26 protein-coding genes and 1 pseudogene are annotated in these 25,281 nt (G+C 75.8%); 18 read left to right on the top strand and 9 right to left on the bottom strand.

The window, feature by feature from the left end; translation table 11 throughout:
* From ABD345_RS04255 to ABD345_RS04245, 3 genes are all read right to left on the bottom strand, one after another.
* Positions 1 to 130 (bottom strand): transposase (locus tag ABD345_RS04255; RefSeq protein ID WP_425556764.1); only part of this gene is annotated, 130 nt, incomplete at its 3' end.
* Positions 131 to 261: 131 nt separating this feature from the next.
* Positions 262 to 618 (bottom strand): hypothetical protein, encoded by a 357-nt coding sequence (locus ABD345_RS04250; RefSeq protein ID WP_344550360.1) that lies wholly within the window; start codon positions 616 to 618, stop codon positions 262 to 264.
* Positions 619 to 758: 140 nt separating this feature from the next.
* The gene (locus ABD345_RS04245; RefSeq protein ID WP_344550358.1) at positions 759 to 887 is read right to left on the bottom strand and encodes a hypothetical protein; all 129 of its coding nucleotides are present in this window, start codon (positions 885 to 887) and stop codon (positions 759 to 761) included.
* A 58-nt stretch (positions 888 to 945) separates the two neighbouring features.
* Between ABD345_RS04245 and ABD345_RS04240 the strand changes: the two genes are divergently transcribed.
* Positions 946 to 1,626, top strand: coding sequence for an HAD family hydrolase (locus ABD345_RS04240; protein ID WP_344550356.1), 681 nt, complete (start codon positions 946 to 948; stop codon positions 1,624 to 1,626).
* Positions 1,627 to 1,700: 74 nt separating this feature from the next.
* Here the strand turns inward: ABD345_RS04240 and ABD345_RS04235 are convergent, their stop codons facing one another.
* Complete coding sequence (locus ABD345_RS04235; protein ID WP_344550354.1) at positions 1,701 to 2,444, bottom strand: HAD family hydrolase; 744 nt, start codon at positions 2,442 to 2,444, stop codon at positions 1,701 to 1,703.
* Between the two features lie 363 nt (positions 2,445 to 2,807).
* A pseudogene (locus ABD345_RS04230) lies at positions 2,808 to 3,149 on the bottom strand (transposase); the annotation flags it as partial.
* 151 nt (positions 3,150 to 3,300) lie between these two features.
* On the opposite strand from ABD345_RS04230, the gene ABD345_RS04225 reads away from it, so the two are divergent.
* The 6 genes from ABD345_RS04225 to ABD345_RS04200 all read left to right on the top strand — a co-directional run bounded on the left by ABD345_RS04225 (position 3,301) and on the right by ABD345_RS04200 (position 11,738).
* Entirely contained in the window at positions 3,301 to 4,059 is a 759-nt protein-coding gene (locus tag ABD345_RS04225) for a maleylpyruvate isomerase family mycothiol-dependent enzyme (RefSeq protein WP_344550353.1), read from the top strand.
* A 73-nt stretch (positions 4,060 to 4,132) separates the two neighbouring features.
* Complete coding sequence (locus tag ABD345_RS04220) at positions 4,133 to 4,954, top strand: inositol monophosphatase family protein (RefSeq protein ID WP_344550351.1); 822 nt, start codon at positions 4,133 to 4,135, stop codon at positions 4,952 to 4,954.
* A gap of 145 nt (positions 4,955 to 5,099) precedes the next feature.
* A complete protein-coding gene (locus ABD345_RS04215; protein WP_344550349.1) occupies positions 5,100 to 6,719 on the top strand; it encodes an AMP-binding protein in 1,620 nt (539 codons plus the stop codon).
* Positions 6,720 to 7,003: 284 nt separating this feature from the next.
* Entirely contained in the window at positions 7,004 to 9,529 is a 2,526-nt protein-coding gene (locus ABD345_RS04210) for a SpoIIE family protein phosphatase (RefSeq protein ID WP_344550348.1), read from the top strand.
* An 84-nt stretch (positions 9,530 to 9,613) separates the two neighbouring features.
* On the top strand, positions 9,614 to 10,234 hold the full coding sequence (locus ABD345_RS04205) for a hypothetical protein (protein ID WP_344550346.1): 621 nt from the start codon (positions 9,614 to 9,616) through the stop codon (positions 10,232 to 10,234).
* A 97-nt stretch (positions 10,235 to 10,331) separates the two neighbouring features.
* Positions 10,332 to 11,738, top strand: a complete 1,407-nt coding sequence (locus ABD345_RS04200; protein WP_344550344.1) for an MFS transporter — start codon at positions 10,332 to 10,334, stop codon at positions 11,736 to 11,738.
* A gap of 195 nt (positions 11,739 to 11,933) precedes the next feature.
* Here ABD345_RS04200 and ABD345_RS04195 read toward each other — a convergent pair whose 3' ends face one another.
* Positions 11,934 to 13,595, bottom strand: a complete 1,662-nt coding sequence (locus tag ABD345_RS04195) for an FAD-dependent oxidoreductase (RefSeq protein ID WP_344550342.1) — start codon at positions 13,593 to 13,595, stop codon at positions 11,934 to 11,936.
* Positions 13,596 to 13,832: 237 nt separating this feature from the next.
* On the opposite strand from ABD345_RS04195, the gene ABD345_RS04190 reads away from it, so the two are divergent.
* The 9 genes from ABD345_RS04190 to ABD345_RS04150 all read left to right on the top strand — a co-directional run bounded on the left by ABD345_RS04190 (position 13,833) and on the right by ABD345_RS04150 (position 19,540).
* Positions 13,833 to 14,966 (top strand): SchA/CurD-like domain-containing protein, encoded by a 1,134-nt coding sequence (locus tag ABD345_RS04190; RefSeq protein WP_344550340.1) that lies wholly within the window; start codon positions 13,833 to 13,835, stop codon positions 14,964 to 14,966.
* A 45-nt stretch (positions 14,967 to 15,011) separates the two neighbouring features.
* Positions 15,012 to 15,440: a cupin domain-containing protein gene (locus ABD345_RS04185; RefSeq protein WP_344550338.1), complete on the top strand. Its 429-nt coding sequence runs from the start codon at positions 15,012 to 15,014 to the stop codon at positions 15,438 to 15,440.
* A complete protein-coding gene (locus ABD345_RS04180; RefSeq protein ID WP_344550336.1) occupies positions 15,437 to 16,702 on the top strand; it encodes a beta-ketoacyl-[acyl-carrier-protein] synthase family protein in 1,266 nt (421 codons plus the stop codon). The genes ABD345_RS04185 and ABD345_RS04180 overlap by 4 nt, the downstream gene beginning before the upstream one ends.
* Entirely contained in the window at positions 16,699 to 17,919 is a 1,221-nt protein-coding gene (locus ABD345_RS04175) for a beta-ketoacyl synthase N-terminal-like domain-containing protein (RefSeq protein ID WP_344550334.1), read from the top strand. The genes ABD345_RS04180 and ABD345_RS04175 overlap by 4 nt, the downstream gene beginning before the upstream one ends.
* A gap of 28 nt (positions 17,920 to 17,947) precedes the next feature.
* Positions 17,948 to 18,202 carry an acyl carrier protein gene (locus tag ABD345_RS04170; RefSeq protein WP_344550333.1) on the top strand — a complete coding sequence of 85 codons (255 nt, stop codon included), beginning with the start codon at positions 17,948 to 17,950 and terminating at the stop codon, positions 18,200 to 18,202.
* Between the two features lies 1 nt (position 18,203).
* Complete coding sequence (locus tag ABD345_RS04165) at positions 18,204 to 18,662, top strand: SRPBCC family protein (protein WP_344550332.1); 459 nt, start codon at positions 18,204 to 18,206, stop codon at positions 18,660 to 18,662.
* Positions 18,663 to 18,667: 5 nt separating this feature from the next.
* On the top strand, positions 18,668 to 18,988 hold the full coding sequence (locus tag ABD345_RS04160; protein WP_344550374.1) for a TcmI family type II polyketide cyclase: 321 nt from the start codon (positions 18,668 to 18,670) through the stop codon (positions 18,986 to 18,988).
* Positions 18,989 to 19,121: 133 nt separating this feature from the next.
* Positions 19,122 to 19,364, top strand: a complete 243-nt coding sequence (locus ABD345_RS04155) for a hypothetical protein (protein ID WP_344550331.1) — start codon at positions 19,122 to 19,124, stop codon at positions 19,362 to 19,364.
* On the top strand, positions 19,361 to 19,540 hold the full coding sequence (locus ABD345_RS04150; RefSeq protein ID WP_344550330.1) for a hypothetical protein: 180 nt from the start codon (positions 19,361 to 19,363) through the stop codon (positions 19,538 to 19,540). Before ABD345_RS04155 ends, ABD345_RS04150 begins: the two co-directional genes overlap by 4 nt.
* A gap of 360 nt (positions 19,541 to 19,900) precedes the next feature.
* Here the strand turns inward: ABD345_RS04150 and ABD345_RS04145 are convergent, their stop codons facing one another.
* Positions 19,901 to 21,010, bottom strand: coding sequence for a methyltransferase (locus ABD345_RS04145; protein ID WP_425556761.1), 1,110 nt, complete (start codon positions 21,008 to 21,010; stop codon positions 19,901 to 19,903).
* 44 nt (positions 21,011 to 21,054) lie between these two features.
* The gene (locus ABD345_RS04140; protein ID WP_344550329.1) at positions 21,055 to 22,167 is read right to left on the bottom strand and encodes a right-handed parallel beta-helix repeat-containing protein; all 1,113 of its coding nucleotides are present in this window, start codon (positions 22,165 to 22,167) and stop codon (positions 21,055 to 21,057) included.
* A 235-nt stretch (positions 22,168 to 22,402) separates the two neighbouring features.
* On the opposite strand from ABD345_RS04140, the gene ABD345_RS04135 reads away from it, so the two are divergent.
* The gene (locus ABD345_RS04135) at positions 22,403 to 22,663 is read left to right on the top strand and encodes a hypothetical protein (protein WP_344550328.1); all 261 of its coding nucleotides are present in this window, start codon (positions 22,403 to 22,405) and stop codon (positions 22,661 to 22,663) included.
* A 91-nt stretch (positions 22,664 to 22,754) separates the two neighbouring features.
* Here ABD345_RS04135 and ABD345_RS04130 read toward each other — a convergent pair whose 3' ends face one another.
* Complete coding sequence (locus ABD345_RS04130; RefSeq protein WP_344550327.1) at positions 22,755 to 23,438, bottom strand: hypothetical protein; 684 nt, start codon at positions 23,436 to 23,438, stop codon at positions 22,755 to 22,757.
* A gap of 359 nt (positions 23,439 to 23,797) precedes the next feature.
* Between ABD345_RS04130 and ABD345_RS04125 the strand changes: the two genes are divergently transcribed.
* Positions 23,798 to 25,276, top strand: a complete 1,479-nt coding sequence (locus tag ABD345_RS04125; RefSeq protein WP_344550325.1) for an alpha/beta hydrolase — start codon at positions 23,798 to 23,800, stop codon at positions 25,274 to 25,276.
* Positions 25,277 to 25,281: the final 5 nt, after the last annotated feature.

Raw genomic sequence — 25,281 nt, 5'->3', positions numbered from 1 at the left:
GCCGACGCGGGAACTTCAGCGGCCGGCCCGCCCGGCGCGGATCGCGCCGCGGCAGCAGCGGCTCGATCACAGCCCACTGAGCATCCGTCAACGACGAGTCATACGACGGCTTGCAGACACAGACGCACATGGCGGCGATCATCGCGGACACCCGACCACGAAGATCACCGCCAGTGGATCACGCCACGCAGTTGATCAATTACCCCACACTTTCTGAGGCGTCCCGCCCGCCCCCCGTCCGCCCCGGACGGGACCGCGCCCTCAGTCGCGGTCCGGGTCCGGGCCGTCCGAGGCGCCCTCCGGGCGGTGCCCGATGTCGGTCCAGTCGAACTCCGCGCGCCACGCCGTCCGTCCGGCCGACCAGCCGACCAGCGCGTCCACCACCTTGGCGAGGGAGAGCCTCAGGGTCCGGTAGTGCTCGGCGGGGACGCCGTCGCGGTACTCCAGCTCGTACACGCCGTTCTCCTGCAGGCGCACCCGCACGTACCAGTCGCCGGCCGGCTCGTCCGCGCCGAACCGTTCGACGGTCAGCCGGGACTCGCCGCGCTGCATGTTCGCCACCAGGCGGCTCAGGGCCGCCGGCCCGGGGTCGCGCATCGACAGTCCGCGCTCGGTCATCGCGTGAAGCATGCGTGGAGCATGCCGCACCTCACCGACGGGCGGGGCGCCGGGGTGCCCCGACACCCCGGGCGTCGGCCGACGGCAGGTCAGGGGTCGACGACCGGTCCGGCGCTGTCCAGGGAGACGTGCAACTCCCGTCAGGCTCCCGCGAGTTCGTCAGGCGAACGGGGCGGGCGGCGCTCGGGGGCCCGCGCCGCGATCACCACGTTGACCGCCACCGCCGCCGCGTGCTCCCCCTGCCCGCCCGGCAGATCGAGGAGCGGCATCCCGGTCCGGCGGCGACGGAGGTCGACCCCGGGCCGCCCGGTGGCCAGAATGGGCCGGATGACGACACGACCGGTACCCCGGGAAGAACTCCGCGCCGTCCTCCTCGACTCCGGCGGGGTCCTGATGCGGCCGATCGGCGGCCGCTGGAACCCGCGGGCGGACTTCGAACGGACCGTCCTCGCCCACCTGCCCGCGGTCCCGCCCGAACGCTTCGCGGCCGCCATCGCCGCGGGCGACCGCTACCTCGACGCCTCCCCGACGACCCCCGCGACCGACGACTACCACCGGCTGCTGCTCCACGCCCTCGGCGCGGACCCGACCCCCGAACTCCTCGCCGACCTGCGCCGCGAAGTCCCGCCCGCCACCATCCTGGAGACCTACCCCGACGTCGTGGACACCCTGGAGGAACTCGCCCGCCGCGGCGTCCGGATGGCCGTGGTCTCGGACGCCTGGCCCAACCTCCCCGACCTGCACGCCGGCCTGGGCATCCACCGCTTCTTCGAGGCGTACGCGATCTCCGCGGTCCTCGGCTGCAACAAGCCCGACCCCCGGATGTACCACCACGCCAGCAACGCCCTGCAACTCGCCCCCGCCCACTGCCTGTTCGTCGACGACGACCCGTCCCTGGTCGCCGCCGCGACCCGACTCGGCTACGCCGGCCGCACCCTCCAACGGGACGCCCCCACCGCCGACCCGTCCGTCCTCACCTCGCTGACCGGACTGCTCGACCTGTTCTGAACCCGCCCGGCCCGCCCGACCCGCCCGGCCCGCCCGACCCGCCCGGCCCGGCCGGACCGGGCGGGCCGTCGGGCTCAGTCGCGCGCCAACGGACCGCCCGGAAGCGCCAGTTCGACCAGTTCGGTCAGTGTCTCGATCCGGAGCACCGACGCCTCCGCCACCGGGGACGGGCCGCCGGTGACGAAGTCGATGCCGCGGTCCAGCCAGACGCCGGTCAGTCCGGCCGCTCCGGCCGCGGCGGCGTCGCCGGACAGCACGTCGCCGATGTTGGCCGCCCGCGCGGGGGTGGTGCCGGCCCGGCGGCAGGCGGCGGCGTACGCGGCGGGCTTGGCGGTGCCGAGTTCGGTCGGGGTCAGGACGTCCTCGAAGCGTTCGAGCAGGCCGAAGCGGGCCAGTTTGGCGCGCTGCTGTCCGGGGTCGCCGTTGGTGAGGACGAGCTTCCGGGGCGGGCGCGGGAGGCGGTCGAGGGCGTCCAGGCCGGGCAGGACGTCGGGGTAGCAGCGCCAGGAGTCCCGGAGCGCCGGGAGGTAGCGTTCGGCGATCCAGGCGTCCAGCAGTGCCGGGTCCCCGGGGACGGGTTCGCCCAGCAGCGGCAGGAAGGAGGCGGCCCGGCGCCGGTGGTGCTCGGCGAACGAGCACTCGCCGCCCAGGTACGCCCACATGTGGCGCGCCTCCAACCGCCACCACACCGCCGCCAGTTCCTCCGGACCCGACGTCGCGCCCGGCGCCTCCCGGACGATCCGGTCGATCGCCGCGAAGACCGCGCTGCGGTGATCGACCAGGGTGCCGTCCAGATCGAAGAAGACCACGTCCACCATGCGGCAGATCATTCCGCAGCCCCGCCACCCGACGGTCGCCTGGGGCCGACCCGACCCGCACGGCGCCCAGGAGACCGACGGTGGCCCGACGGCCCCACCCGTTCCAGGACGCGGCGAACGTCGCCCGGGAGTTGGCCGTCCGGCGCGGCGAGGGCGACCGGACCGTGGTCGCACCCTGGACCGGGAGGCCGTCCGCCGGATCCGCGGGCACTTCGAACGGGGCGACGACGCCTGGATGTTCGACGCCCACCCCGTCCCGGACGCGCTCCTGCCGCCACTCGCGGTCCTGCTGCCGGGGGCGCCCCCTGAGTCCCGCCCGACTGCTCGCCCGGTGACCCGGCCGGGCCGCGCAGCGGGTCACCGGCGGCCGCGGCCGCGCTGCCGCGAGTCGTCGATCACCGTCCGGGACCAGTCCAACCCGCCCGCCCGGTACGACTCGTCCAGCAGCATCCGCTGCAGCCGGTCCCAGATCCCGGCCTCCTGCCAGTCCCGCAGCCGCCGCCAGCAGGTCATGCCCGACCCGAAGCCCAGCTCCTGCGGCAGCCACTCCCACTGGATCCCGGTGTGCAGCACGAACAGGATCCCCTGCAGGCAGCCGCGGTCCTTCGCCGACGGACGCCCGAGCCCCTGCCGGCGCACCGGCAGCAGCGGCTCGATCCGCTCCCACAAGTCGTCCGACACCAACCACGGCGGTCTCTTCCCCACGCCCACCCCAACGAGCCGACCGCCGAACGGACATGGCCGGCCCCCCGCTCGGCCCAGCGGCCCGCGCCGCGCAACCCCGCCCGGCCCTCGCCGCCCCACCCGCTGAATATCCGCTTCCACTCGCCAGAAGCTTGATGATAGACAGTCAATCGTGTCCGCCGATCTCGACTTCCCGACCCTGCTGAGCCTGCTCGACGACCGCTCCGCGGCCTTCCGGGGCGTGCTCGCCGCCGCCCCCGACCTCGGCGCCGAGGTCCCGACCTGCCCCGGGTGGACGCTGCACGAGCTGGCCCAGCACCTCGGCCGGGGCCAGCTCTTCTGGGCCGCGATCGTCGCCGCGGGTCCCGCCGAGACGCCCCCGCCCCGGCCGGTCGAGGTGGCGCCCGCCGAGCGGGAGGCCCTGGTGGCCTGGTTCGCCGCCGCCACCGAGCAGCTCCTCGGGGCGCTCCGCGCGGCGGGCCCGGGCGCCCCCTGCTGGGCGTGGTGGGAGCTCGCCCAGTCCCCGCGGGACACCACGGCCGCCGCCCGCCGCCGCCTCGGCGAGACCGCCGTGCACACCTACGACGCCCAGCTCGCCGCCGGTCTGCCCGCCGCCGTCCCGGCCGAGGTCGCGCTCGACTCCGTCGAGGAGTTCCTGCTCACCTGCTGCTCCACCACCGTCCCCTGGCCGCACGCCCCCGCCACCCTCGCCTTCCGGGCCACCGAGGGCCCCGGCTGGTACCTCACCCTCTCCCCGGCCGGTGTCCGCGCGACCCGCACCGCCCCCGCCGCCGCCCCGGACGCCACCCTCCGCGGCAGCGCCGCCGAACTGCTCGCGGTCCTCCACGGGCGCACCCCGATCGACGACCTCCGCCCCGAGGGCGACGCCGTGCTCCTCCACCAGCTCTACGACTGGGACCCGGACGCCTGATCCGGCCCCGCCCGTGCCCGCGCCCGCCCGGCCCGTGCCCGCCCACCCGTTCCACCCACCGGAAGGCCCGCCCGTGACCGACGCCGACCTCGCCCGCCGGGCCGCCGAACTCGGGGCGCGGGTGGTCCGCGACCGCCCCTGGGAGGACATCGCCCGGCAGGACAAGGGCGGCGGCGACTTCGCCACCGCCGTGGACGTCGAGGCCGAGCGGGCCGTCCTCGGCCTGCTCCGCCGGGAGCGGCCCGAGGACGCGTTCACGGGGGAGGAGGGCGGCAGCTCCGGCGCCGCGGGCGCGGCCCGCCGGTGGCTGGTGGACCCGCTGTGCGGGACGCTCAACTTCGCCGTGGGCACCCACCTGGTGGCGGTCAACGTCGCCCTGCGCGAGCACGGCCGGACCACCGCCGCGGCCACCGCCGACCCGTACACCGGCGAGACGTACTGGACCGACGGCACCGCCGCCCACCTGCGCCGTGACAGCCGCGACGGCCGCGACGGCCGCGACACCCCGCTGCGGCCGTCCGCCGACTCCCGGCTGGTCGACCTCAACCTGGACCCGCCCTACCCGAACGCCCCCGCGCTGCGCGTCGCCCGGCTGCTCACCGACCCGGAGTTCGAATCCGCCTTCCGCCCCCGCGTGGTGTCCAGCACCCTCGCGGTGGCCTGGGTCGCCGCCGGCCGCCGCGCCGCCTACCTGACGGACGGCCACCTGGCGGACAGCGTCCACTTCGCGGCGGGCATCGCGCTCTGCCAGGCCGCCGGCTGCACCGTCACCGACCTGCGGGGCGCCCCGGTGCACAGCGGCGGCGGCGGCCTGATCGCGGCGGCCGACCCGGAGACCCACGCCCGCCTGCTCGAACTGGTCACCCGCCAGGAGGGCGCACCCCCGCACGGGTAGGCCCGCCACCCCGTGCGCCGGGGCACCGTGACCCCGTACGCCGGTAAGCCCGTCGCGCGCCCTGGTGGCGGCCCAGGCACCCCGGCACGCTTGCGGTCGCGCCCGCGCCCCGCGGCCGCGACCGCCGAGCCGCCCGGAGGCCCGCATGGTGTTCCACAGCGACTACCCGCCCGTCACCCCGCTCGACCGGCCGCTGCACGAGGCGGTCCTGGGCGGCTGCGCGAACGGCGAGCACGCCGAACGCCCGGCCCTGGTCGACGGGTTGACCGGTCGCAGCGTCAGCTACCGGGAGCTGGACGCGGCGAGCCGCCGACTGGCCGCGGGGCTGGCCGAGGCCGGGGTGGCCAAGGGCGACGTGGTGGCGCTGCACAGCCCGAACTCGCTCGCCTACCCGCTGGCCCTCTACGGCGCCACCCGCACGGGGGCGGCCGTCGCCCCGGTCGACCCGCTGGTCGGCGCGGCCGAGTTCACCCGCCGGCTGCGCGACTGCGGCGCCCGCTGGATCATCACCACCGCCGAACTGCTGCCGGTCGCCCGGCTGGCCGCCGCCGGGCACCCGGTGGCCGGGATCTTCCTCTGCGACGAGCCGGCCGGCCCGCGGGGGGCCGGGGCGCCCCGCTCGCTCGCCGACCTGGCCGCCTCCTCCGCCCCGGAGCCCGAACCGGACCTCGACCCGGCCACCGACCCGGCCGTGCTGCCGTACTCCAGCGGGACGACCGGCCTGCCCAAGGGCGTGCTGCTCACCCACCGCGCGGTGGCCACCAACCTGGTCCAGGCCGACGCCCTGCTCGGCCCGCGCCCGGGCGAGCGCGTGCTGGCGGCGCTGCCGTTCTGGCACGCCCACGGCCTGGCCGCGCTGCTCAACCGCCCGCTGCGGGCCCGCGCCACCGTCGTCGTGCTGCCCCGCTTCGACCTGGAACAGTTCCTCACCGCGATCCAGCGCCACCGGATCGAGGCGGTGCACGTCTCCCCGCCGATCGTCCTCGCGCTGGCCAAGCACCCGCTGGTCGACCGCTTCGACCTCTCCTCGGTCCGCCACGTGCTGAGCACCACCGCCCCGCTGGACCCGGTCGCGGCCGCCGCCGCGGCCCGCCGGCTGGGCCTGCCGCACCTGCTCCGGGGCTACGGCATGACCGAACTCTCCCCGTTCACCCACCTCGTCCCGCCCGGCGAGCCCCACCCGCCGACCGGCACCGTCGGCCGCCTCCTGCCCGGCACCGAACTGCGGATCCGCTCCCTGGACGGGCCGCCCCGCGACCTCGGCCCCGGCGAGGACGGCGAACTGCTGTTCCGCGGCCCGCAGGTGATGGGCGGCTACCTCGACCAGGAGGCCGGGACCGCCGCCACCGTCGACGGGGACGGCTGGCTGCACAGCGGCGACGTCGGCCGGGTCGACGCCGAGGGCTGGCTGTTCGTGACCGGCCGGGTCGAGGAGCTGATCGGGCCGCCGGGGCACCGGTTCGCCCCGGCCGGACTGGAGGCCCTGCTGCGCACCCACCCGAGCATCGCCGACGCCGCCGTCGTCGGCGTCGCCGGCCCGCACGGCACCGAGCACCCGAAGGCGTACGTGGTCCCCGCGTTCGGCTGCGAACTGGCCGAGCAGGAGGTGGTCGAGTACGTGGCCCGCCGGGTCGCCCCGCCCGGGAGGCTGCGCGGGGTGGAGTTCCTGGGGGTGGTCCCGAGGTCCGCCGAGGGCAAGGTCCTCCGCCGCGCACTGCGGGCCCGCGCCGCGCAGCGGGACCACCGGGCCGGCGGCCCCGCATAGGATCGAGGGCCCCGGGCCCCGGGCCCCGCCCGCCGCCCGGAACCCGAACGCGCCGACCAGGAGCCGCCGATGACGACCGGCACCCCCGCCGCCCGCATCCCCCGGCAGGACCGCCCTCGCGGACCGGCCCGATCGAGCGTACCGAGCGGACCGGAAGCCCGCCGGAATGCTCCGTGACCGGCAGTTGAAGGCCACACCCTTGCCCGAACCGGTCCGAATCGAGCAGACTCGCATCTCCGGTCCGACGGCCCGCACGACCACCAGTCGCCAGCGCCCGGTGGGCCGTGCAGTCTGGTGGAAGCCGGAACGACCGGTGGAACCGGGGAAGGTACCGGGCAGGTGGCCAACTGAGCACGCACGGGTTCGAACGCAAGCCCGGCCGCGACGCGGCGGGCGCCCCTGCCGCGCGCCTGGCCGGACACCGCCTGGTCCCGCTGGCCACCGCGCTGGTCCAGGAGGACGGCCGGATCCTGCACTGGAGCCAGGAGGCCGAGGCGCTCACCGGCTGGTCCGCGGAACAGGCCATCGGCGCCCACCCGCTGCGGCTGCTGCTGCCCGAGCAGGAACGGGCCGCCGCCGAGAAGCTGTTCGACCGCCTGGTCGCGGGCCGCGGCTGGTCCGGCACCCACCCGGTGCGCCGCCGCGACGGCTCCACCGTCGAGCTGGAGTTCCACACCTACCCGGTGGCCGGCCCCGACGGCCGCACCCTGCTGCTGGCCACCGCCTCCGACGCCGAGGCGCTGCACGAGGTCGAGTCCGACCTGGCGGTGCTGGACGGCTTCTTCGACCAGTCCCCGATCGGCCTCGCCGTCTACGACACCGAGTTGCGCTTCGTCCGGCTGAACGAGGCGCTGGCCCGGATCAACGGCCTCAGCGCCGAGCAGCACCTCGGCCGCCGGATCTCCGCCGTGCTGCCCGGCATCAACGCCCACGAGATCGAGAACGTGATGCGGCAGGTGATCGCCACCGGCAAGCCGGTGGTCGACGCCCGCTCGCACGGCCGGGTGCCCGGCGACCCGCGCCGCGACCGGGCCTGGTCGGCGTCCTACTTCCGGCTGGAGGACTCCACCGGCAAGGTGCTCGGCGTCTCCTCCTCGATCATCGACGTCACCGAGCGCTTCCAGGCCGAGGCCCGCGCCTCCCGCGCCCAGGAGCGGCTGACCCTGCTCGCCTCGGCCGGCGCCCGGATCGGCACCACCCTCGACCTCAAGCGCACCGCTGAGGAGATGGTCGAGGCGATCGTCCCCAAGTTCGCCGACTTCGCCACCGTCGACCTGCTGGAACCCGTGCTGCGCGGCGAGGAGCCCGCCCCGATCCAGCCGGAGCGGGCCATCCAGGTCCGCGCCGTCGCGGTCGGCGAGGCATACGGTTCCGGGCTGACCGGCGCGGCCGACGTGGTCGGCGGCACCACCGAGTACGGCCCGCACCGGATCTACACCCAGTGCCTGCGCAGCGGCCGCCCGCTGCTCAAGCCGCACGTCGACGAGGAGGTGCTGCGCGGCCTGGTCCCCGACCCCGAGCGGGTCGCCCCCGGCATCGCGGCCGGCATCCACTCCTACCTGCTGGTGCCGCTGATCGCCCGCGGCATGGTGCTCGGCGGCGCCGAGTTCGTCCGCACCCGCAACCCCGAGCCGTTCGGCGCCGCCGACGTCTCGCTCGCCGAGGAGCTCGTCGCCCGCACCGCGCTGGCCATCGACAACGCCCGGCTCTACCGGCGCGAGCGGGAGACCGCCCTCACCCTGCAGCGCAGCCTGCTGCCGCAGGAGATCCACCGCACCCTGGGCCTGGAGATCGCCCACCGCTACCTGCCCTCCAGCGTGGTCAGCGAGGTCGGCGGCGACTGGTTCGACGTCGTCCCGCTGTCCTGCGGACGCGTCGCCCTGGTGGTCGGCGACGTGATGGGCCACGGCATCCGGGCCGCCGCCACGATGGGCCAACTGCGCACCGTCGCCCGCACCCTGGCCACCCTCGACCTGCCGCCCGAACAGGTCCTCGGCCGGCTCGACGAGACTGCCTCGGCGATCGGCGAGGGCCAGTTCGCGACCTGCGTGTGCGCCGTCTACGACCCCGTCGACCGCAGCGTGGTGGTCTGCTCGGCCGGCCACCTGCCGCCGGTCCGGGTCGACCCCGACGGCACCGCGCACGTCGTCGACCTGCCGCCCGGCGTCCCGCTCGGCATCGGCGGCGGCGCCTTCGAGTCGATCGAGTTCACCCTGCCCCCCGGCGCCACCTTCGCGCTCTACACCGACGGCCTGGTCGAGCGCCGCGGCCGCGACCTGGACGAGGGCATCGACCTGCTCGCCCGCACCCTCGCCACCCCCGGCCGCACCCTGGAGGAGAGCTGCGACGCCGCGCTCTCCGCCCTGGTCACCGACGGCACCGAGGACGACATCGCCATGATCATGGCCCGCGTCCTGCCCGTCCCCGCCGACCGGATCGCCACCCTGCTGCTGCCCAGCGAGGGCCCGCTGCCCGCCCGCGCCCGCCGCTTCACCCGCACCACCCTGGACGCCTGGGGCCTGTCCGGCCTCACCGACTACGCCGAACTCGTGGTCAGCGAACTCGTCACCAACGCCCTGCTGCACGCCGACGCCCCGCGCCGGCTGCGGATCTTCCGGGACCGCACCCTCACCCTGGAGGTCTCCGACGCCGGCGGCCAGCCGCCCCGGCTGCGCAGCTCCGCCGAGGAGGACGAGGGCGGCCGCGGCATCCACCTGATCAGCGAGCTCGCGCACCGCTGGGGCAGCCGCCCCACCAAGCACGGCAAGGTGGTCTGGGCGGAGATCGAACTCCCGTACCGCCCGGGCTGACACCCGCCCGGGCGCGACCGCTCGCCCGGGACGCCGCGCTGACGGAGAGTCGGAGCAACCACGCCGCCGACCGAAAGGCCCGCCGTGCACCTCCGCCTCCTCTCCGCCACCGGCCTGCTCGCCCTCGCCGCCGGTGCGGCCGCCCTGGCCCCGGCCCTCGCCGGCGAGCCCGCGCCGCAGCCCTCCCCGTCCCCGTCGCCCTCCCCGGCCGGAACGGGGCAGCCCGAGGAGCACCCCTCGCCCTCGTCCCTGCCCTCCTCGTCGCCGTCGCCGTCGCCGTCGCCGTCGCCGAGCGGAACCGGAGCCGGGACCGGGCAGCCCGCGGAGAGCCCGGCACCGGCCGCCCGGACCTCCGTCGCGATCACCGGGGCCGTCATCGACCCCAAGGTCCCCAGCCGGTCCCGGGTCACCCTCGCCTACACCTGCGCGCCCACCGACCAGCCGCGCTCGCTGAACACCTCGGTCGAGCAGAGCGACCCCGAGGACCCCGCCGGCATCGCCTTCGGCGCCACCCGCACCTCCCCGACCCTGGTCGTCTGCGACGGCACCCCGCAGGTCCAGACCGTCACCGTCCAGTCCAAGACCAGCAACTGGCTCCCCGGCCCCGACGCCGTCGTCGTCACCACCCTCACCGACCTCGGCGCCGCCCCGCCCGCCGCCGCCGACGCCCGCCGGATCCCGCTCGACCTGCCGCCCGCCGCCTGACCCGCCGTCAGCCGACCGGCCCTCGCCCCCGGCGCGCCGCCCGCCCGCCGCCGCCGGCGCCTCCGAGACTGGACGCCGGACGGAAGGGAACCCCGCATTGGCCACCCAGCCCACCACCACCGGTGCCCCCGCTCCCGAGGAGGCGCGCCGCTGGCGGGCCCTCGCGGTGTGCCTGGTCGCCGGGTTCATGACCCTGCTCGACGTGTCGATCGTCAACGTCGCCCTGCCGTCCGTGCGCGCCGGACTGCACATGTCCGAGGCCGGACTCCAATGGGTGCTCTCCGGCTACTCGCTGGCCTTCGGGCTGGTGCTGGTCCCGGCCGGACGGCTCGGCGACGCGGTCGGCCGCCGCCCGGTCCTGCTCACCGGCCTCGCCCTGTTCACCGCCACCAGCGCGCTGGCCGGCGCCGCCCAGGGCGAGACCTGGCTGGTCGTCGCCCGGCTGCTCCAGGGCATGTCCGGCGGACTGCTGGTCCCGCAGGTCTCCGGCTTCATCCAGCAGCTCTTCCGCGGCGCCGAACGGGCCCGCGCCTTCGGCCTGCTCGGCACCACCATCGGCTTCTCCACCGCGGTCGGCCCGCTGCTCGGCGGCCTGCTGATCGCCGCGTTCGGCACCGCCGAGGGCTGGCGCTGGGTCTTCTACGTCAACCTCCCGATCGGCCTCGCCGCCCTCCCCATCGCCCACCGGCTGCTGCCCGCGCCCACCCCCGACACCTGCGCCCGCCGCGACTTCGACCCGGTCGGCGTGCTGCTGCTCGGCACCGGTACCGTCCTGCTGCTGCTCCCGCTGGTCCAGGCCCAGTGGCACGACGCCCGCAAGTGGCTGCTGCTGGCGGGCTCCGCGCTCGTCCTGGCCGCCTTCGCCCGCTGGGAGCACCACTACGCCCGGCGGCGCGAACCGCTGGTCCACCCGGAGCTGTTCCGCACCCGCTCCTTCACCGGCGGCGCACTGGTCTCGCTGCTCTACTTCGCCGGGTTCACCGCGGTCTTCTTCGTCTTCACCCTCTACCTGCAGTCCGGCCGGCACTACACCGCGCTCCAGGCCGGCCTGGCCATCACCCCCTTCGCGCTGGCCTCCGCGGTCGCCTCGACCGCCGGCGGACGCCTGGTCACCCGGTACGGCCGCCGGCTGATCGTCCTCGGCCTCGGCACCGTCGCCGTCGGCCTGGCCCTGGCCGCCCTCGCCGTCCACCTCTTCGACGGCCCCGAGGTCGGCTGGGCCACCGCCCTCCCGCTGCTGCTGGCCGGCCTCGGCAGCGGCCTGGTCGTCTCCCCGAACCAGGCCCTCACCCTCAACGAGGTCCCCGTCGCCCGGGCCGGCTCCGCCGGAGGCGTCCTGCAGACCGCCCAGCGGATCGGCTCCGCCGCCGGCATCGCCACCGTCGGAGCCACCTTCTTCTCCCACCTGCACACCCCCGCCGACTACCCCGTCGCCTTCCAGCTCAGCCTCGCGGTCGTCCTCGCCTTCGTCCTGCTCGCCCTCCTGGCCGCGATCCGCCACTGAGCCCCGTCAGGGGCTCGGGGAACGGCGAGTCCGAGCTGCTGACGGCCGGAGCCCATCGATGCGTCCGTGCTGCTTCGGGCCGCCTGAACAGAACCCGAAGCCACCGCACGCACCGGCAGTGAACCGTCAGCAGCCCCGAGCCCGCCGTTCCCCGGGCCCCTGATGTCGCGCCCTCCGAGCCCCTGGACGCCCGTCCTACCGCCCCGCGACCCCGCGCACCGCGACCCGCAGCGCCGCCACCGGGTCCCCGACCGGGCTGCTCGCGCGCCAGCCGACGAAGCCGTCCGGACGGACCAGCGCCGCGCCGCCCTCGCGCAGCCCGTAGACCGCGGGCCAGCCGCTCGGCCCGGCGGGGCGGGGCCCGGCCGCGGGCAGGTCGGGGACGGGCTCGGGGACGAGGTCGCCGCCCTCGCCGACCAGCAGGCACCTGATCGGCACCCCGGTCAGCCCGGACACCTCCCGGGCCGCCTCCGCCCACCGCGCGCCGCCCGCCGCGGGCGCCAGCAGCACCGGCTCGCGCTCGAACAGGTCGAGGGTGGAGATCCGGGCGCCCGCGCGGTCGCGCAGCCACAGGTGCGGGGCCCGGGTGCCGACCTCCCCGGTCGCGGCGAAGCGCTCCGGGACGACCCCGGCGGTGGCGTCCGCGCCGACCAGCGCGCCCTCGGGGTAGCGGTAGCCGAGCGCCACCGCCAGCACGTTGGTGCGCGGCCCGCCGACCGGCGCCGCGTCGAAGCCGGGGTGCTGGTGCTCCACCGAGCGGGCCGCGGCCCGGGCCGCGGTCTGCACGGCCACCGGCCGCCGCTCGGCCTCGTACGACTCCAGCAGGCGCGGGCCGCCCCAGCCGTCGAGGACGGCGGCGAGCTTCCAGGCCAGGTTGTGCGCGTCCTGGATGCCGGTGTTGGAGCCGAACGCCCCGGTGGGCGGCATCTCGTGGGCGGAGTCGCCGCACAGCAGGACCCGCCCGGCCGCGTACCGGTCGGCGACGCGCTCGGCGGCGTGCCAGGGGGCGCGGCCGGTGATCTCCACGTCCAGGTCGGGAACGCCGGCCGCGGCCCGGATGTGCGCCGTGCAGCGGGTGTCGGTGAAGTCCTCGACCCGTTCGCCGCGCTCGGGGTGCCAGGGCAGGTGGAAGACCCACAGTTCGTGGTTGTCGACGGGCAGCAGCGCGCCCGCGCCGGCCGGGTCGGTCAGGTAGCAGGCGATGAAGCGCCGGTCGCCGACCACCTCGGCCAGCCGCTTGGCGCGGAAGGTGACGGAGACGTTGTGGAACAGGTCGCCGCGCCCGGACTGCCCGATGCCCAGGCGTTCCCGGACGGGGCTGCGCGGCCCGTCCGCGGCGACCAGGTAGTCGGCCCGGACGGTGCGCTCCTCGCCGGTGGCCCGGTCGCGCAGCAGCGCGGTCACCCCGTCGGCGTCCTGCTCGAAGGAGACCAGCTCGGTGTTGAAGCGCAGGTCGCCGCGGGCGGCGGCGTGCCGCAGCAGCACCGGTTCGAGGTCGTTCTGGCTGCACAGGCACCACCCGGACGGGCTGAACCTGGCCAGTCCGCCGCCCGGGTCGATCTCCCGGAACAGCCACTCCTGCTCGCCGCCGGAGAGCGTCTCGGCCTGCAGGATGCCGTGGTTGTCGGCCAGCACCGAGGCGGCGGCCCGGACGTCCTCCTCCACCCCGGCGACCCGGAACAGCTCCATGGTGCGGAGGTTGTTGCCGCGGCCGCGCGGGTGCCGGGAGGTCTCGGCGTGCCGCTCCACCAGCAGGTGCGGCACGCCGAGCCGACCGAGGAAGAGCGAGGCCGACAGCCCCACCAGCGATCCGCCCGCGATCAGGACCGGCACCCGGTCCGCCATCTGTGTGTTCATCGACTCTGCTCCATCCGTGCAGGGCGCGGGGCGCGCCAGACCGGACATCCATCCCCCGTCGCTGACGGCCACTCAGGGTGCTTCGCCCGGATGGCCCCGAAGTCTCGCGCCGCCCCCGTTCCCGCCCTGACGATCGAGGGCGAACCGTTGCCCCGCCCGGCCGCCCGAGCCCGAGCCCGGAGCCGGACGCGGACCCTTCGGGAACGAACCGCGAACCGACGACAGGATTCCGCCGCCATGACCCTGCTCTCCGCCCCCGAGGAGACCACCACCGCGACCCGGCCGACCCCCGGCCGGCTCCGCGTCATCCTGATGCTGGAGGTCTACGACGGCGCCCAGGACCGCTTCCTGGACGCCTACGAGCTGCTGCGCTACCAGGTCTCGGCCGTCCCCGGCCACGTCAGCGACCAGCTCTGCCAGTCCATCGACGACCCGTCCCGCTGGCTGATCACCAGCGAGTGGGAGAGCGCCGAACCGTTCCTGGCCTGGGTCGACAGCCCCGCCCACCGCGAGATGGTCAAGCCGATGCACGGCTGCGTCCGCGACAACCGCTCGCTGCGCTACACCGTGCTGCGCGAGACCCACGGCACCACCGCCACCGACACCACCGCCCCGCCGCTGCGCCCCGGCGAGCACCACCCCGGCGTGCCCGGGGTCGTCCGCCCCGGCCCGGACGGCGTGGTCCGGCACGCGCTCAGCTTCACCGTCAAGCCCGGCGCCGAGGCCAGGGCCGCCGAACTGCTGGCCGGCTACCGCTCCCCGGACGCCCGGGTCGACGACACCACCCGCCTGCTGCGCACCTCGCTGTTCATGCGCGGCAACCGGGTGGTGCGCTGCGTCGAGGTGGCCGGCGACCTGACCGCCGCGCTGCGGCACGTCGCCCGGCAGCCCGGGGTGCGGGCCGTCGAGGAGGCGCTCAACCCGTACCTGGAGGAGGACCGCGACCTGGACGACCCGCTGTCCGCCCGCGACTTCTTCCAGCGCGCCGCACTGCCCGCCGTCCACCACCACGCCGGGCTGAAGACCGGCCCGGTGCAGCGGCACGCCTACCTGTACCCGGTGCGCCCCGGCGCCGGCGCCGCCCTCGCCGAGCTGCTCTCCGAGGAGGACGAGCACGCCGTCGCCGACCCCGGCGGCCCGCTGGTGCGCGCCACCGTCTACCGGCACGACGACCTGGTGGTGCGGCTGGTCGACCTGCTCGTCGACCCCGCCGACGACCCGGCCGCCGCCCTCGGCCTGGCCGGCCCGCGCGCCGCCGCCGTCCTCGGCAAGCTCGCCGAACCCGCCGAGCGCACCCGCGACGGCCTGCGCCGCCTGCTCGCCGAGTGCGCCACCACCCCCGTCACCGACCGCACCTCGGCCGAGGACTGACCACCCCCCCGACCCAGCACGCCCCGCCACGAGAGGAAGTCCACCGTGACCACCGAGATGCCACGCATCATCCACGTCGACGACGCGCCCCCCAACCGCAAGCGCGGCGGGGACCTGCGGGCCATGCTGACCCCGCCGGCGGTCGGCGCGACCAGCGGATTCATGGGAGTGGCGATCGTCGAACCGGGGGAGCGGATCGGCGAGCACTACCACCCGTACTCCGAGGAGTTCGTGTTCGTGATCTCCGGCGAGCTGGAGGTCGACCTGGACGGCGTGCCGCAGCGGCTGCGGCCCGACCAGGGGCTGATGATCCCGATCGGGATGCGGCACCGCTTCCGCAACGTCGGCAGCACCGAGGCCCGGATGGTCTTCCACCTCGGCCCGCTGGCGCCGCGCCCCGAGCTCGGGCACGTCGACACCGAGGAGAGCGCCACCGAGGCGGGCCCGCCGGAACCGGCCGGGGCGGCCTCGTGACGCGCCGGGTCGCGGTGACCGGGATCGGGGTGGTCGCCCCCGGCGGCACCGGCGTCCCCCGGTTCTGGTCACTGCTCACCGAGGGCCGCACCGCCACCCGCGGCATCACCCTGTTCGACCCGGAGGGCTTCCGCTCCCGGATCGCCGCCGAGTGCGACTTCGACCCCGCCGCCCACGGCCTCACCGCCGAACAGGTCGCCCGCAACGACCGGTACGTGCAGTTCGCGCTGGTCGCGGCCGCCGAGGCGGTCGCCGACGCCGGGCTCGACCCGGCGAGCGAGGACCCCTGGCGGATCGGCGTCTCGCTCGGCACCGCCGTCGGCGGCACCACCCGGCTGGAACGCGACTACGTGCTGGTCAGCGGCCGCGGCGAACACTGGGACGTCGACCACCGACCCGCGCAGCCGCACCTGGAGCGGGCGTTCTCCCCCTCCACCCTGGCCTCCGCCGTCGCCGAACAGGTCGGCGCGCACGGCCCGGTGCAGACCGTCTCCACCGGCTGCACCTCCGGCCTGGACGCCGTCGGCTACGCCGCCCTCGCCATCGAGGAGGGCCGCGCCGACGTGATCCTCGCCGGGGCCTGCGACTCGCCGATCTCCCCGATCACCGTCGCCTGCTTCGACGCCATCAAGGCCACCTCGGCCCGCAACGACGACGCCGAACACGCCTCCCGCCCCTTCGACGCCGGCCGCGACGGCTTCGTGCTCGGCGAGGGCGGCGCCGTCCTGGTGCTGGAGGAGTGGGAGCACGCCCAGCGGCGCGGTGCCCGGATCTACGCCGAACTCGGCGGCTTCGCCACCTTCGGCAACGCCTACCACATGACCGGCCTCACCCAGGAGGGCCTGGAGATGTCCCGGGCCATCGACCGGGCCCTGGCCCACGCCGGACTCCCCGGCGACGCCGTCGACTACGTCAACGCGCACGGCTCCGGCACCAAGCAGAACGACCGGCACGAGACCGCCGCCGTCAAGCGCTCGCTCGGCGAGCACGCCCGGCGCACCCCGATGAGCTCCATCAAGTCGATGGTCGGGCACTCGCTCGGCGCGATCGGCGCCATCGAACTCGTCGCCTGCACCCTCGCCCTGCACCACGGTGTCGTCCCGCCCACCGCGAACTACACCGAGCGCGACCCCGAGTGCGACCTCGACTACGTCCCCCGCACCGCCCGCGAACTGCCGCTGCGCCACGTGCTGTCGGTCGGCAGCGGCTTCGGCGGCTTCCAGTCCGCGGTGGTGCTGAGCAGGGTGGAGGCGGCCGCATGAACGCACGCTGCGCGGTGATCACCGGGGTCGGCGTGGTCGCGCCCAACGGCATCGGCGCCGACGACTACTGGAAGGCCCTGCGCGAGGGCCGCTCGGCGCTCGGCCCGATCGACCGGGAGGGCTGCGAGCACCTGCCGCTCAAGGTCGCCGGACTGGTCCGCGGCTTCGACGCCGAGCAGTACGTCGAACCGCGCTACCTGGTCCAGACCGACCGGTTCACCCACTTCGCGATGGCCGCCGCCGAACTCGCCACGGCCGACGCCGACCTGGCCGACCACCCCGACGACCCGTACGCCGTCGCCGTGGTCACCGCGGCCGGCTCCGGCGGCGGCGAGTTCGGCCAGCGCGAACTCCAGCACCTGTGGGCGGAGGGGCCGCACCACGTCGGCCCCTACCAGTCGATCGCCTGGTTCTACGCCGCCTCCACCGGCCAGATCTCCATCCGCGGCGGCTTCAAGGGCCCCTGCGGCGTGGTCGCCTCCGACGAGGCCGGCGGCCTCGACGCCCTGGCGCACGCCGCCCGGGCCGTCGCCCGCGGCACCGACGCCGTCCTGGCCGGCGCCGCCGAGGCCCCCGTCGCCCCGTACTCGATGGTCTGCCAGCTCGGCTACCCCGGGCTGTCCACCACCGAGGACCCCGAACGCGCCTACCGCCCGTTCGGCAGCGACGCGGCCGGGTTCGTCCCCGCCGAGGGCGGCGCCATGTTCGTCGTCGAGGACGAGCACACCGCCCGGCTGCGCGGCGCCCGCCCCCGGGCCCGGATCGCCGGGCACGGCGCGACCTTCACCGGCGCCGCCCGCTGGAGCGAGAGCCGCGCAGGACTCGCCCACGCGGTCCGCGGCGCCCTCGCCGAGGCGCGCTGCGCCCCCGACGAGGTCGACGTGGTCTTCGCCGACGCCCTCGGCGTCCCCGAGGCCGACCGCGCCGAAGCGCTCGCCCTCGCCGACGTGCTCGGCGAGCACGTCGAACGCGTCCCCGTCACCGCCCCCAAGGCCGGCCTCGGCCGCGCCCACTGCGGGGCCCCCGCCCTGGACGTCGCCGCCGCCGTGCTCGCCCTCGAACACGGCCTGGTCCCGCCCACCCCGCACACCGCGGACTGCCCGCACGGCCTCGACCTGGTCACCGGCTACCCGCGCGCCGCCGAACTGCGCACCGCCCTGGTGCTCAGCCGCGGCCTGATGGGCTCCAACAGCGCCCTGCTGCTGCGCCGCCCCTGACCGCCACCGAACCCCGAAGGAGCACGACATGGCTTCCGAGATCACCTACGAGGAACTCGCCGTCCTGATCAAGACCCGGGCCGGCGTCGCCGTCACCGTCGACGAACTCGCCGACCCCGGCTGCATGTTCCTCGACCTGGGCGTCGACTCGCTCGGCGTGCTCGGCGTCCTCGCCGACGTGGAGAACCGCTACGGCGTCTCCATCGACTCCTCCGACCTGCTCGGCCGCCCCGTCGCCGAGTTCCTGCAGACCGTCAACTCCTCCGTGAAGGCTGGTGCCTGAGATGCCCGGACACACCGACAACACGATCGTCATCAACGCCCCCGTCGACCTGGTCTGGGACGTCACCAACGACCTGGAGAACTGGCCGCAGCTGTTCAGCGAGTACGCCTCCGTCGAGGTCCTCGACCGGCAGGGCCAGCTGGTCCGCTTCCGGCTCACCATGCACCCCGACGAGAACGGCCAGGTCTGGAGCTGGGTCTCCGAGCGCGAGGCCGACCGCGACAAGCTCACCGTCCGGGCCCGCCGGGTCGAACCCGGCCCGTTCGAGTTCATGGAGATCCGCTGGGAGTACGAGGAGCACCCGCAGGGCACCAGCATGCGCTGGATCCAGGACTTCGCGATGAAGCCCACCGCCCCGATCGACGACCAGGGCATGACCGACCGGATCAACCAGAACTCCAAGGTCCAGATGGAGCTGATCCGCGCCAAGGTCGAGCACCGCGCCGGAGCGGTCGGATGAACGACGTGCACCGCGCCCTGATCGTCGCCCGGATGAAGCCCGGCACCGCCGACCACATCGCCGGCGTCTTCGCCGACTCCGACCGCGGCGACCTGCCCGGCCTGATCGGCGTCACCAGCCGCAGCCTGTTCCAGTTCGGCGACGTCTACCTGCACCTCATCGAGTCCGAGCGCCCCGCCGGACCCGAGGTCGCCAGGTACGCCGCGCACCCCGAGTTCCGCGACGTCAGCGAACGCCTCGCCGTCTACGTCGACGCCTACGACCCGGCGACCTGGCGCAGCCCCAAGGACGCCATGGCGCACGAGTTCTACCGCTGGAACCGCTGAACCCCGTACGCACCGCGTACGGAGCAGGGAAGGGAGAGCCGCCGTGGCCGAGCGGACCGAACCGGCGGACCGGACGCGCTGCGCGGGCTGCGGCGCCCCGGCCCACGGCGAACGCTGAACGCGCACCCTGCGCGTGCGCCCCGACCGCGGGCACCACGGGCGGCTCACCGCCCCCGAGCGGCTCGACCAACTGCTCGACCCGGGCACCGCCGAGACCATCGGACCGGTGCCCGCCCTGCACGACCCGCTCGGCTTCGCCGACAGCCGCCCCCACGCCGAACGCGTGGAGCGGGCCCGCGCCGACACCGGCCCCCACGAGGCCGTGCCGTGCGCCGCCGGGACGGTCGAGGGCCAGCCCTGCGTCGCCGCCGTGTGACGGACTTCCGCTTCCTCGGCGGCAGCCTCGGCCGCACCGTCGGCGCCCTGATCACCCACGCCGCCCGCACCGGCCCGGAACACCGCGCCCCGCTCGTCCTGGTCACCGCCAGCGGCGCCCGGATGCAGGAGGGCGTGCCGTCGCTGGTGCAGATGGCCAAGACCGCGCCCAGGTGACGGCCGAACTCGACGAGGCCGGGATCCTCACCGTCTCGCCACCTACGGCGGCGTCGCCGCCTCCTTCACCGCCCTCGCCGACGTCATCCTCGCCGAACCCGGCGCCCGGACGGGCTTCGCCGGGCCGCGCGTCATCGAACAGACCACCGGCGAGAAACTCCCCGAGGGCTTCCGGACCGCCGAGTTCCCGCCCGCTCCCGACGGCTCCTTCCACCTGATGGAGGTCGACTGCCGGCTCCAGGTCGAGCACCGCGTCACCGAGGGAGTCCGCCGCGGTCGGCTGACCCCGCGCCCGCAGGTGCGGGCGCGCACGCGGAAGGGGAGGCCCGTCCCGGACGGGCCTCCCCTTCCGCGCACCCGCTACGGCACGGTGCAGGAGAAGGCGTGCAGGTACGGGTTGACCGGGTCGACCGCGTCCAGGACCAGCCCCGACTCGGCGATCAGCGCGGTCAGGCTGCCCAGGGTGTGCTTGGCGCCGCCGACGTTCAGCAGCAGCAGCAGGTCCATCGCGGTGGTGAACCGCATCGAGGGGGAGTCGTCCACCAGGTTCTCCACGATCACCACCCGGGCCCCCGGACGGGCCACCCCGCGCAGGTTGCGCAGCGTCCGGCGGGTCGAGTCGTCGTCCCACTCCAGGATGTTCTTCACCAGGTACAGGTCCGCCTGCACCGGTACGGCGGCCCGGCAGTCACCCGGCACCAGCCGGGCCCGGTCGGCCAGCGAACCGCCCGGGAGCAGCCGCGGGTCCGCGTGCTCCACCACCTTCGGCAGGTCCAGCAGGGTGCCGTGCAGCGCCGGGTGGCGCTCCAGCAGCTCGGCCACCACCTGGCCCTGGCCGCCGCCGATGTCGGCCACCGAGGCGACGCCCGACAGGTCCAGGAAGTCCGCCAGGTCCTGCGCCGACTGGCGGCTGGACTGGGTCATCGCCCGGTTGAACAGCGCCGCGGACTCCGGCGCGTCGTCGTGCAGGTACTGGAAGAACTCCTTGCCGAAGGCGTCGCCGAACACGCTGCGCCCGGTGCGCACCGCGTCGTCCAGCCGGGACCAGGACTGCCAGGTCCACGGCTCGGTGCACCACAGCGCGATGTCGCGCAGGCTGCCCGGCTCATCGGCGCGCAGCAGGCGCGACAGCGGGGTGTGCCGGTAGCGGCCGTCGGCGTCCTCGGCGAACACCCCGTAGCAGGCCAGCGCGCGCAGCAGCCGCCGCAGCGGGCCGGGCTCGACGCCCAGCCGTTCGGCCAGCGCCCCGGCGTCGGCGGGCTCCTCCTGCAGGGCGTCCGGCAGCCGCAGGCTGGCGGCGGCGCGGACCGCGCCCGCGCAGGCGGCGCCGAACACCAGCTCGCGCAGCAGCATCCCCGGCGGGGCGGCCGGGGCGGCCGGGGCGGCCGGGTCGGTCGGCGGCGCGGCGGCGGACGCGGACGCGCCGGGTGCGGTGGGTGCGGCGGTCGGGGCGGTCGGGGCGGAGGTCATGGGCACGTGCCTTTCGTCGGAGGGGTGGAACGGGGGAGGGCCCGTCAGCAGTGGCCGGCGGGCTCGGAGGTGCCGCAGGCGTTCTCGGTGAACGCGTTGCCGGTACCGCGCGGGTCCCGGTCGGCGAGGTCGGCGGGCAGGTTGTCGCGCAGCGCGTTGCCGGTGACGGCGGCCCGGGCGTTGGGCGCGCCGACCGCGCTCGGGTAGAGCACGACGCCGCCCGACATCGGGGACGTCCCGGTGTGGTCGGTGACCTGGTTGCCGGAGACCGTGACGTCCTCGGTGCCGGTCAGCAGGATTCCGGTGCCCTGGACGGAGTCGAGCCGCGGGATCGGCGGGCAGTAGCGGTTGTTCGCCCGCACCACGTTGTCCCGGACGGTCAGCGCCCCGGCCCGCGGCACCCCGTCGTCACCGATCACGAACACGCCGCCGCAGTTCCCGAACGCCAGGTTGGCCTCCACCGTCAGACCGCGGACCCGGCGCAGCTGCAGGCCGATCCGGTTGCCGGTCAGCCGGTTCTCGGACACCTCGGTGCCCAGGGTCTCCAGCGCGCCGCCCTTGCGGTCGTACCAGTTGGCGACGAAGATCCCGGCCTGGCCGTTGTCCCGGGCCTCGTTGTCGGTCAGCGCGGTGCGCGTCGACATCTCGACGCTGATGCCCTGCCGTCCGTTGTCGTGCACGGTCACCCGGCGCACCGTCAGCCGGTCGGTGACGGCCGCGCCGATGCCGTTGCGCGGGAAGCCCGCCACCGTCAGCGACTCCACCACCGCGCCGGACAGCGTCCGCACCGGCACGCCCCGCTCGTCCGCGCTACCCGTCACGCAGACGCCGTCGCCGGCCTGCGCGCAACTGCTCCGGTCGGCCGGGTCGGGCACCAGGACGGTGGCGGCGCCCCGGCCGCGCAGGGTCACGCCGTCGGTGGCGAGGGTCACGCTGCCCGGGTAGCGGCCCGCGGCCAGCTCCACCACGTCGCCCGGGGCGGCCGCGTCCAGCGCGGCCTGCACGGACGAGCCGGGCGCGACCCGGTACACGGTCGGACCGGTGGGTGCGGCCGCCGCCGGGGCGGCGGCCAGCGCGGCGGGCACCGAGGCGGCGCAGGACAGCAGGACGGCGGCCACCCGCACCAGCGGGCGGGTCGGAGCGAGGAGAGCAGTCATCGAAGAGGAGCCGGCTTCCGGACGTCGCGGTCACGGACGGCATGCGGCACGTCCGCCGCCTCGAAGCTATGGGCGCGCCCCCGCCCCGGCCAGCCGGGTTCGCGCGCACGGGTTGCCCGCACCCGCCGACCGGGTGGCGGCCGCCGACCGGGGCCGGCCCCACCCGTACACCCGATCGGGGGGCTCTGCGGCCGGGCACCGGGCCGCCACCGGCGGCCCGAACCACTATGGACCCATGGACACCCACACTGGACGAACCGCCGAGCGGGCCGGGTTCCGGGCCGCCGACCTCCTCCCCGACGAGGCCGCCGACGCCTTCGCGGAGGCCCTCGCCGACGCCCTGGCCGCCCCGTCCGGCACCGGCCCCGACCCGGGCACCGACGTCGGCACGAGCACCGACGCCGACGCCGGCACCGGCACCGGACCGGACGGGCCGGACGGCGCGGACGACCCCGGCTGGGACTACGAGGACGTCATCCTCCGGTCCGTCAACTGAACACCCGCGGCGCGGCGGAGGGCCGCGACAGCAAGGCGCCCGCGCGCTCGGTACCGGCTGAGCGTGCGGGCGCCTCGACGCGCGGGGCGGGTCAGTAGCGGTACGCCTTCACCACCACCGGGATCAGGTTCAGCTCCTTGCCCATCTTGCTGAACACCACCGGGTTGGCGGTCGCGCCCGCGGCCAACTGCTCCACACCGACCACCTGGCTGTCCACGCTCTTGCCGGTGTTGTCGGTGAAGTCGACCTGGACCGCGTAGGAACGGGTCTCCTGGGTGCTGTTGGTGATCGTGACGATCGCCGCGGTCAGGTCGCCGGAGACCGAGTTCGGCACGCCGGTCAGCGTCACGTCCGCCGTCGCGTTGCCCGCGTCCGGGACGGCCGCCAGCACCTCCGCCGCCTTCGCCCGGGTCGCCTGCAACTGGGCGTTGGCCGAAGCCTCGAAGGAGGCGGCGCGCTCCGAGGCGGACGCCTCCGCCGCCGACACCGAGGCCAGCGCCGACTCGTGCGCGGACGCGAAGGCGGACGGCGGCTCCCCGGAGAAGCTCGCCGTCTCCGGCGGCCCGACCGTGAACGTCGACATCGCCGCCTGCACCGGGTCCTCGCCCGAGGTGCCGCCGCAGGCCGCGACCACCGTGATCCCGGCGACCGCCCCCGCCACCGCCAGCGACACCCGCAGGCCCCGCCGCACCGGGCGCCGCACCGGGCGCGGCGGCTCCACCGGCCCCTGCCGGACCACCCCACGGCCCGAACCGTTCCGCTCCGCGTCTCGCATCGCGATGCACCCTTTCGCTCAGAACCGCGCCGGGCCCGTGCGCGCCGCGGTCGTTCCGGCAGGCCCACGGCCCGCGTCCGGACATGCGTCCGCCCTACGCCCCCATCGTCGGAGCCCGGCACCGCCCGGGGCCAGCGGCACTGCGCCATTGGGGGGAGCCCGACGCCGCGTCAGATCGGCGGTGCGAGCGGCGAGATAGGTATGCACCGGTGCGCGGCAACGGTCACGGGAACGACGACGGGGACGGCCTCGGGGATGGTCATGGGACCGGTCACGAGGAGGGGAGGGCGGTGACGGTGGCGGTGCGGGAACAGCGGATCGTACGGCGGTGGCCGGGTTGAGGCGCGTCGGTCGGGGCGGTGCTGTTCTACTGCCTGTCCTTCACCCCCTCGCTGCTGCCCCGGCCCTGGTACCTGCAGGCCGCCGCCGGGGCGGTGGTGACGACCACCGCGTGGAGCGTGCGCTGGCAGGGCGACCTGCGGCGGGCCGTCGGCATGGACCCGCGGATCTCCTGGTGGCAGTGGGCCCTGGTGCTGCCGGTCGCGCTGCTGCTCGGCGCGCTGCTGGTGCTGTGCGCCCGGGCGGTCCGGCTCGGCACCCGCTGGCTGCGCCGGATCCTCGGCCGGGCCGTCCCCCACTGGGCGGCCGCCGCGCTCGCCGTCGTGCTGGTGGTCGGCTTCGTCGAGGGCTTCCTGCTGCGCGGCCTGCTCGACCTGGCCGAGCGCGGCGCCGCCCTGGCCGACCGCTCCACCACGCCCGGCACCGTCCGGCCGACCTCGCCGACGCTCTCCGGCAGCCCCGCCTCGTACGAGAGCTGGGCCAGCCTCGGCGCGAAGGGCCGCGACTTCGTCGCCGGCGCCCCCACCGCCGCGCAGATCTCCGGCTTCACCGGCCGCCCCGCCAAGGACCCGGTGCGGGCCTACGTCGGACTGCGCCCGGTCGACGGCACCACCTTCGCCGAGGGCGTCCGCACCGACGCCGACCTGCGCGAACGCGCCCGGCGTGCGGTCGCCGAACTCGAACGGGCCGGCGGCTTCGAACGGAAGGTCCTGGTGGTGCTCGGCACCACCGGCAGCGGCTGGGTCAACGAGAAGATCGCCGCGCCGGTGGAGTACCTGTACGGCGGGGACAGCGCCGAGGTCGCCTTCCAGTACTCGTACCTGCCGAGCTGGATCTCCTTCCTCACCGAGGGCGAGGCCACGGACGCCGGCCGGGCCCTGTACGACGCGGTGCACGCGCGCTGGTCGCAGCTGCCCGCCGACTCCCGGCCCCGACTGATGGTGGCCGGCGAGAGCCTCGGCTCGTACGCCACCGAACTGGCCTTCCCTGGCGGCGTCGAGCAGCTGACCGGACAGACCGGGGGAGCGCTGCTGGTCGGACCCACCCCCGACAATCCGCTGCGGGAGACGATCACCGACCGGCGGCAGCCCGGCAGCCCCGTCTGGCGCCCGGTCCACCAGGACGGACGGAACGTGCGCTTTGCCCAGCGGCCCTCCGACTTCGCGGTGCCGGACGCGCCCTGGGACCAGCCCCGGGTGGTCTACCTGCAGAACGGCAGCGACCCGGTGGTGTGGTGGGAGCCCGCGCTGGTCTGGCACCGGCCCGAGTGGCTGGAGGGGCAGCGCGCCCACGACGTCTCCCCGACCATGCGGTGGTACCCGCTGGTGACGTTCTGGCAGGTCACCTGCGACCTGGCCGCCTCCGAGGCGGTGCCCGAGGGGCACGGGCACCGCTACGGGCTGATGCCCGCCGAAGCGTGGGCGCGGATCGCCCCGCCCGAGGGGTGGACCCGGCAGGACACCGACCGGCTGGTGGCGTACCTGGCGGACCGCCCCTGACCGGG

It is taken from the genome of Kitasatospora saccharophila (genome assembly GCF_039529925.1).
Lineage (GTDB): Bacteria > Actinomycetota > Actinomycetes > Streptomycetales > Streptomycetaceae > Kitasatospora > Kitasatospora saccharophila.
This window is presented reverse-complemented; position numbering and strand designations above follow the sequence as displayed.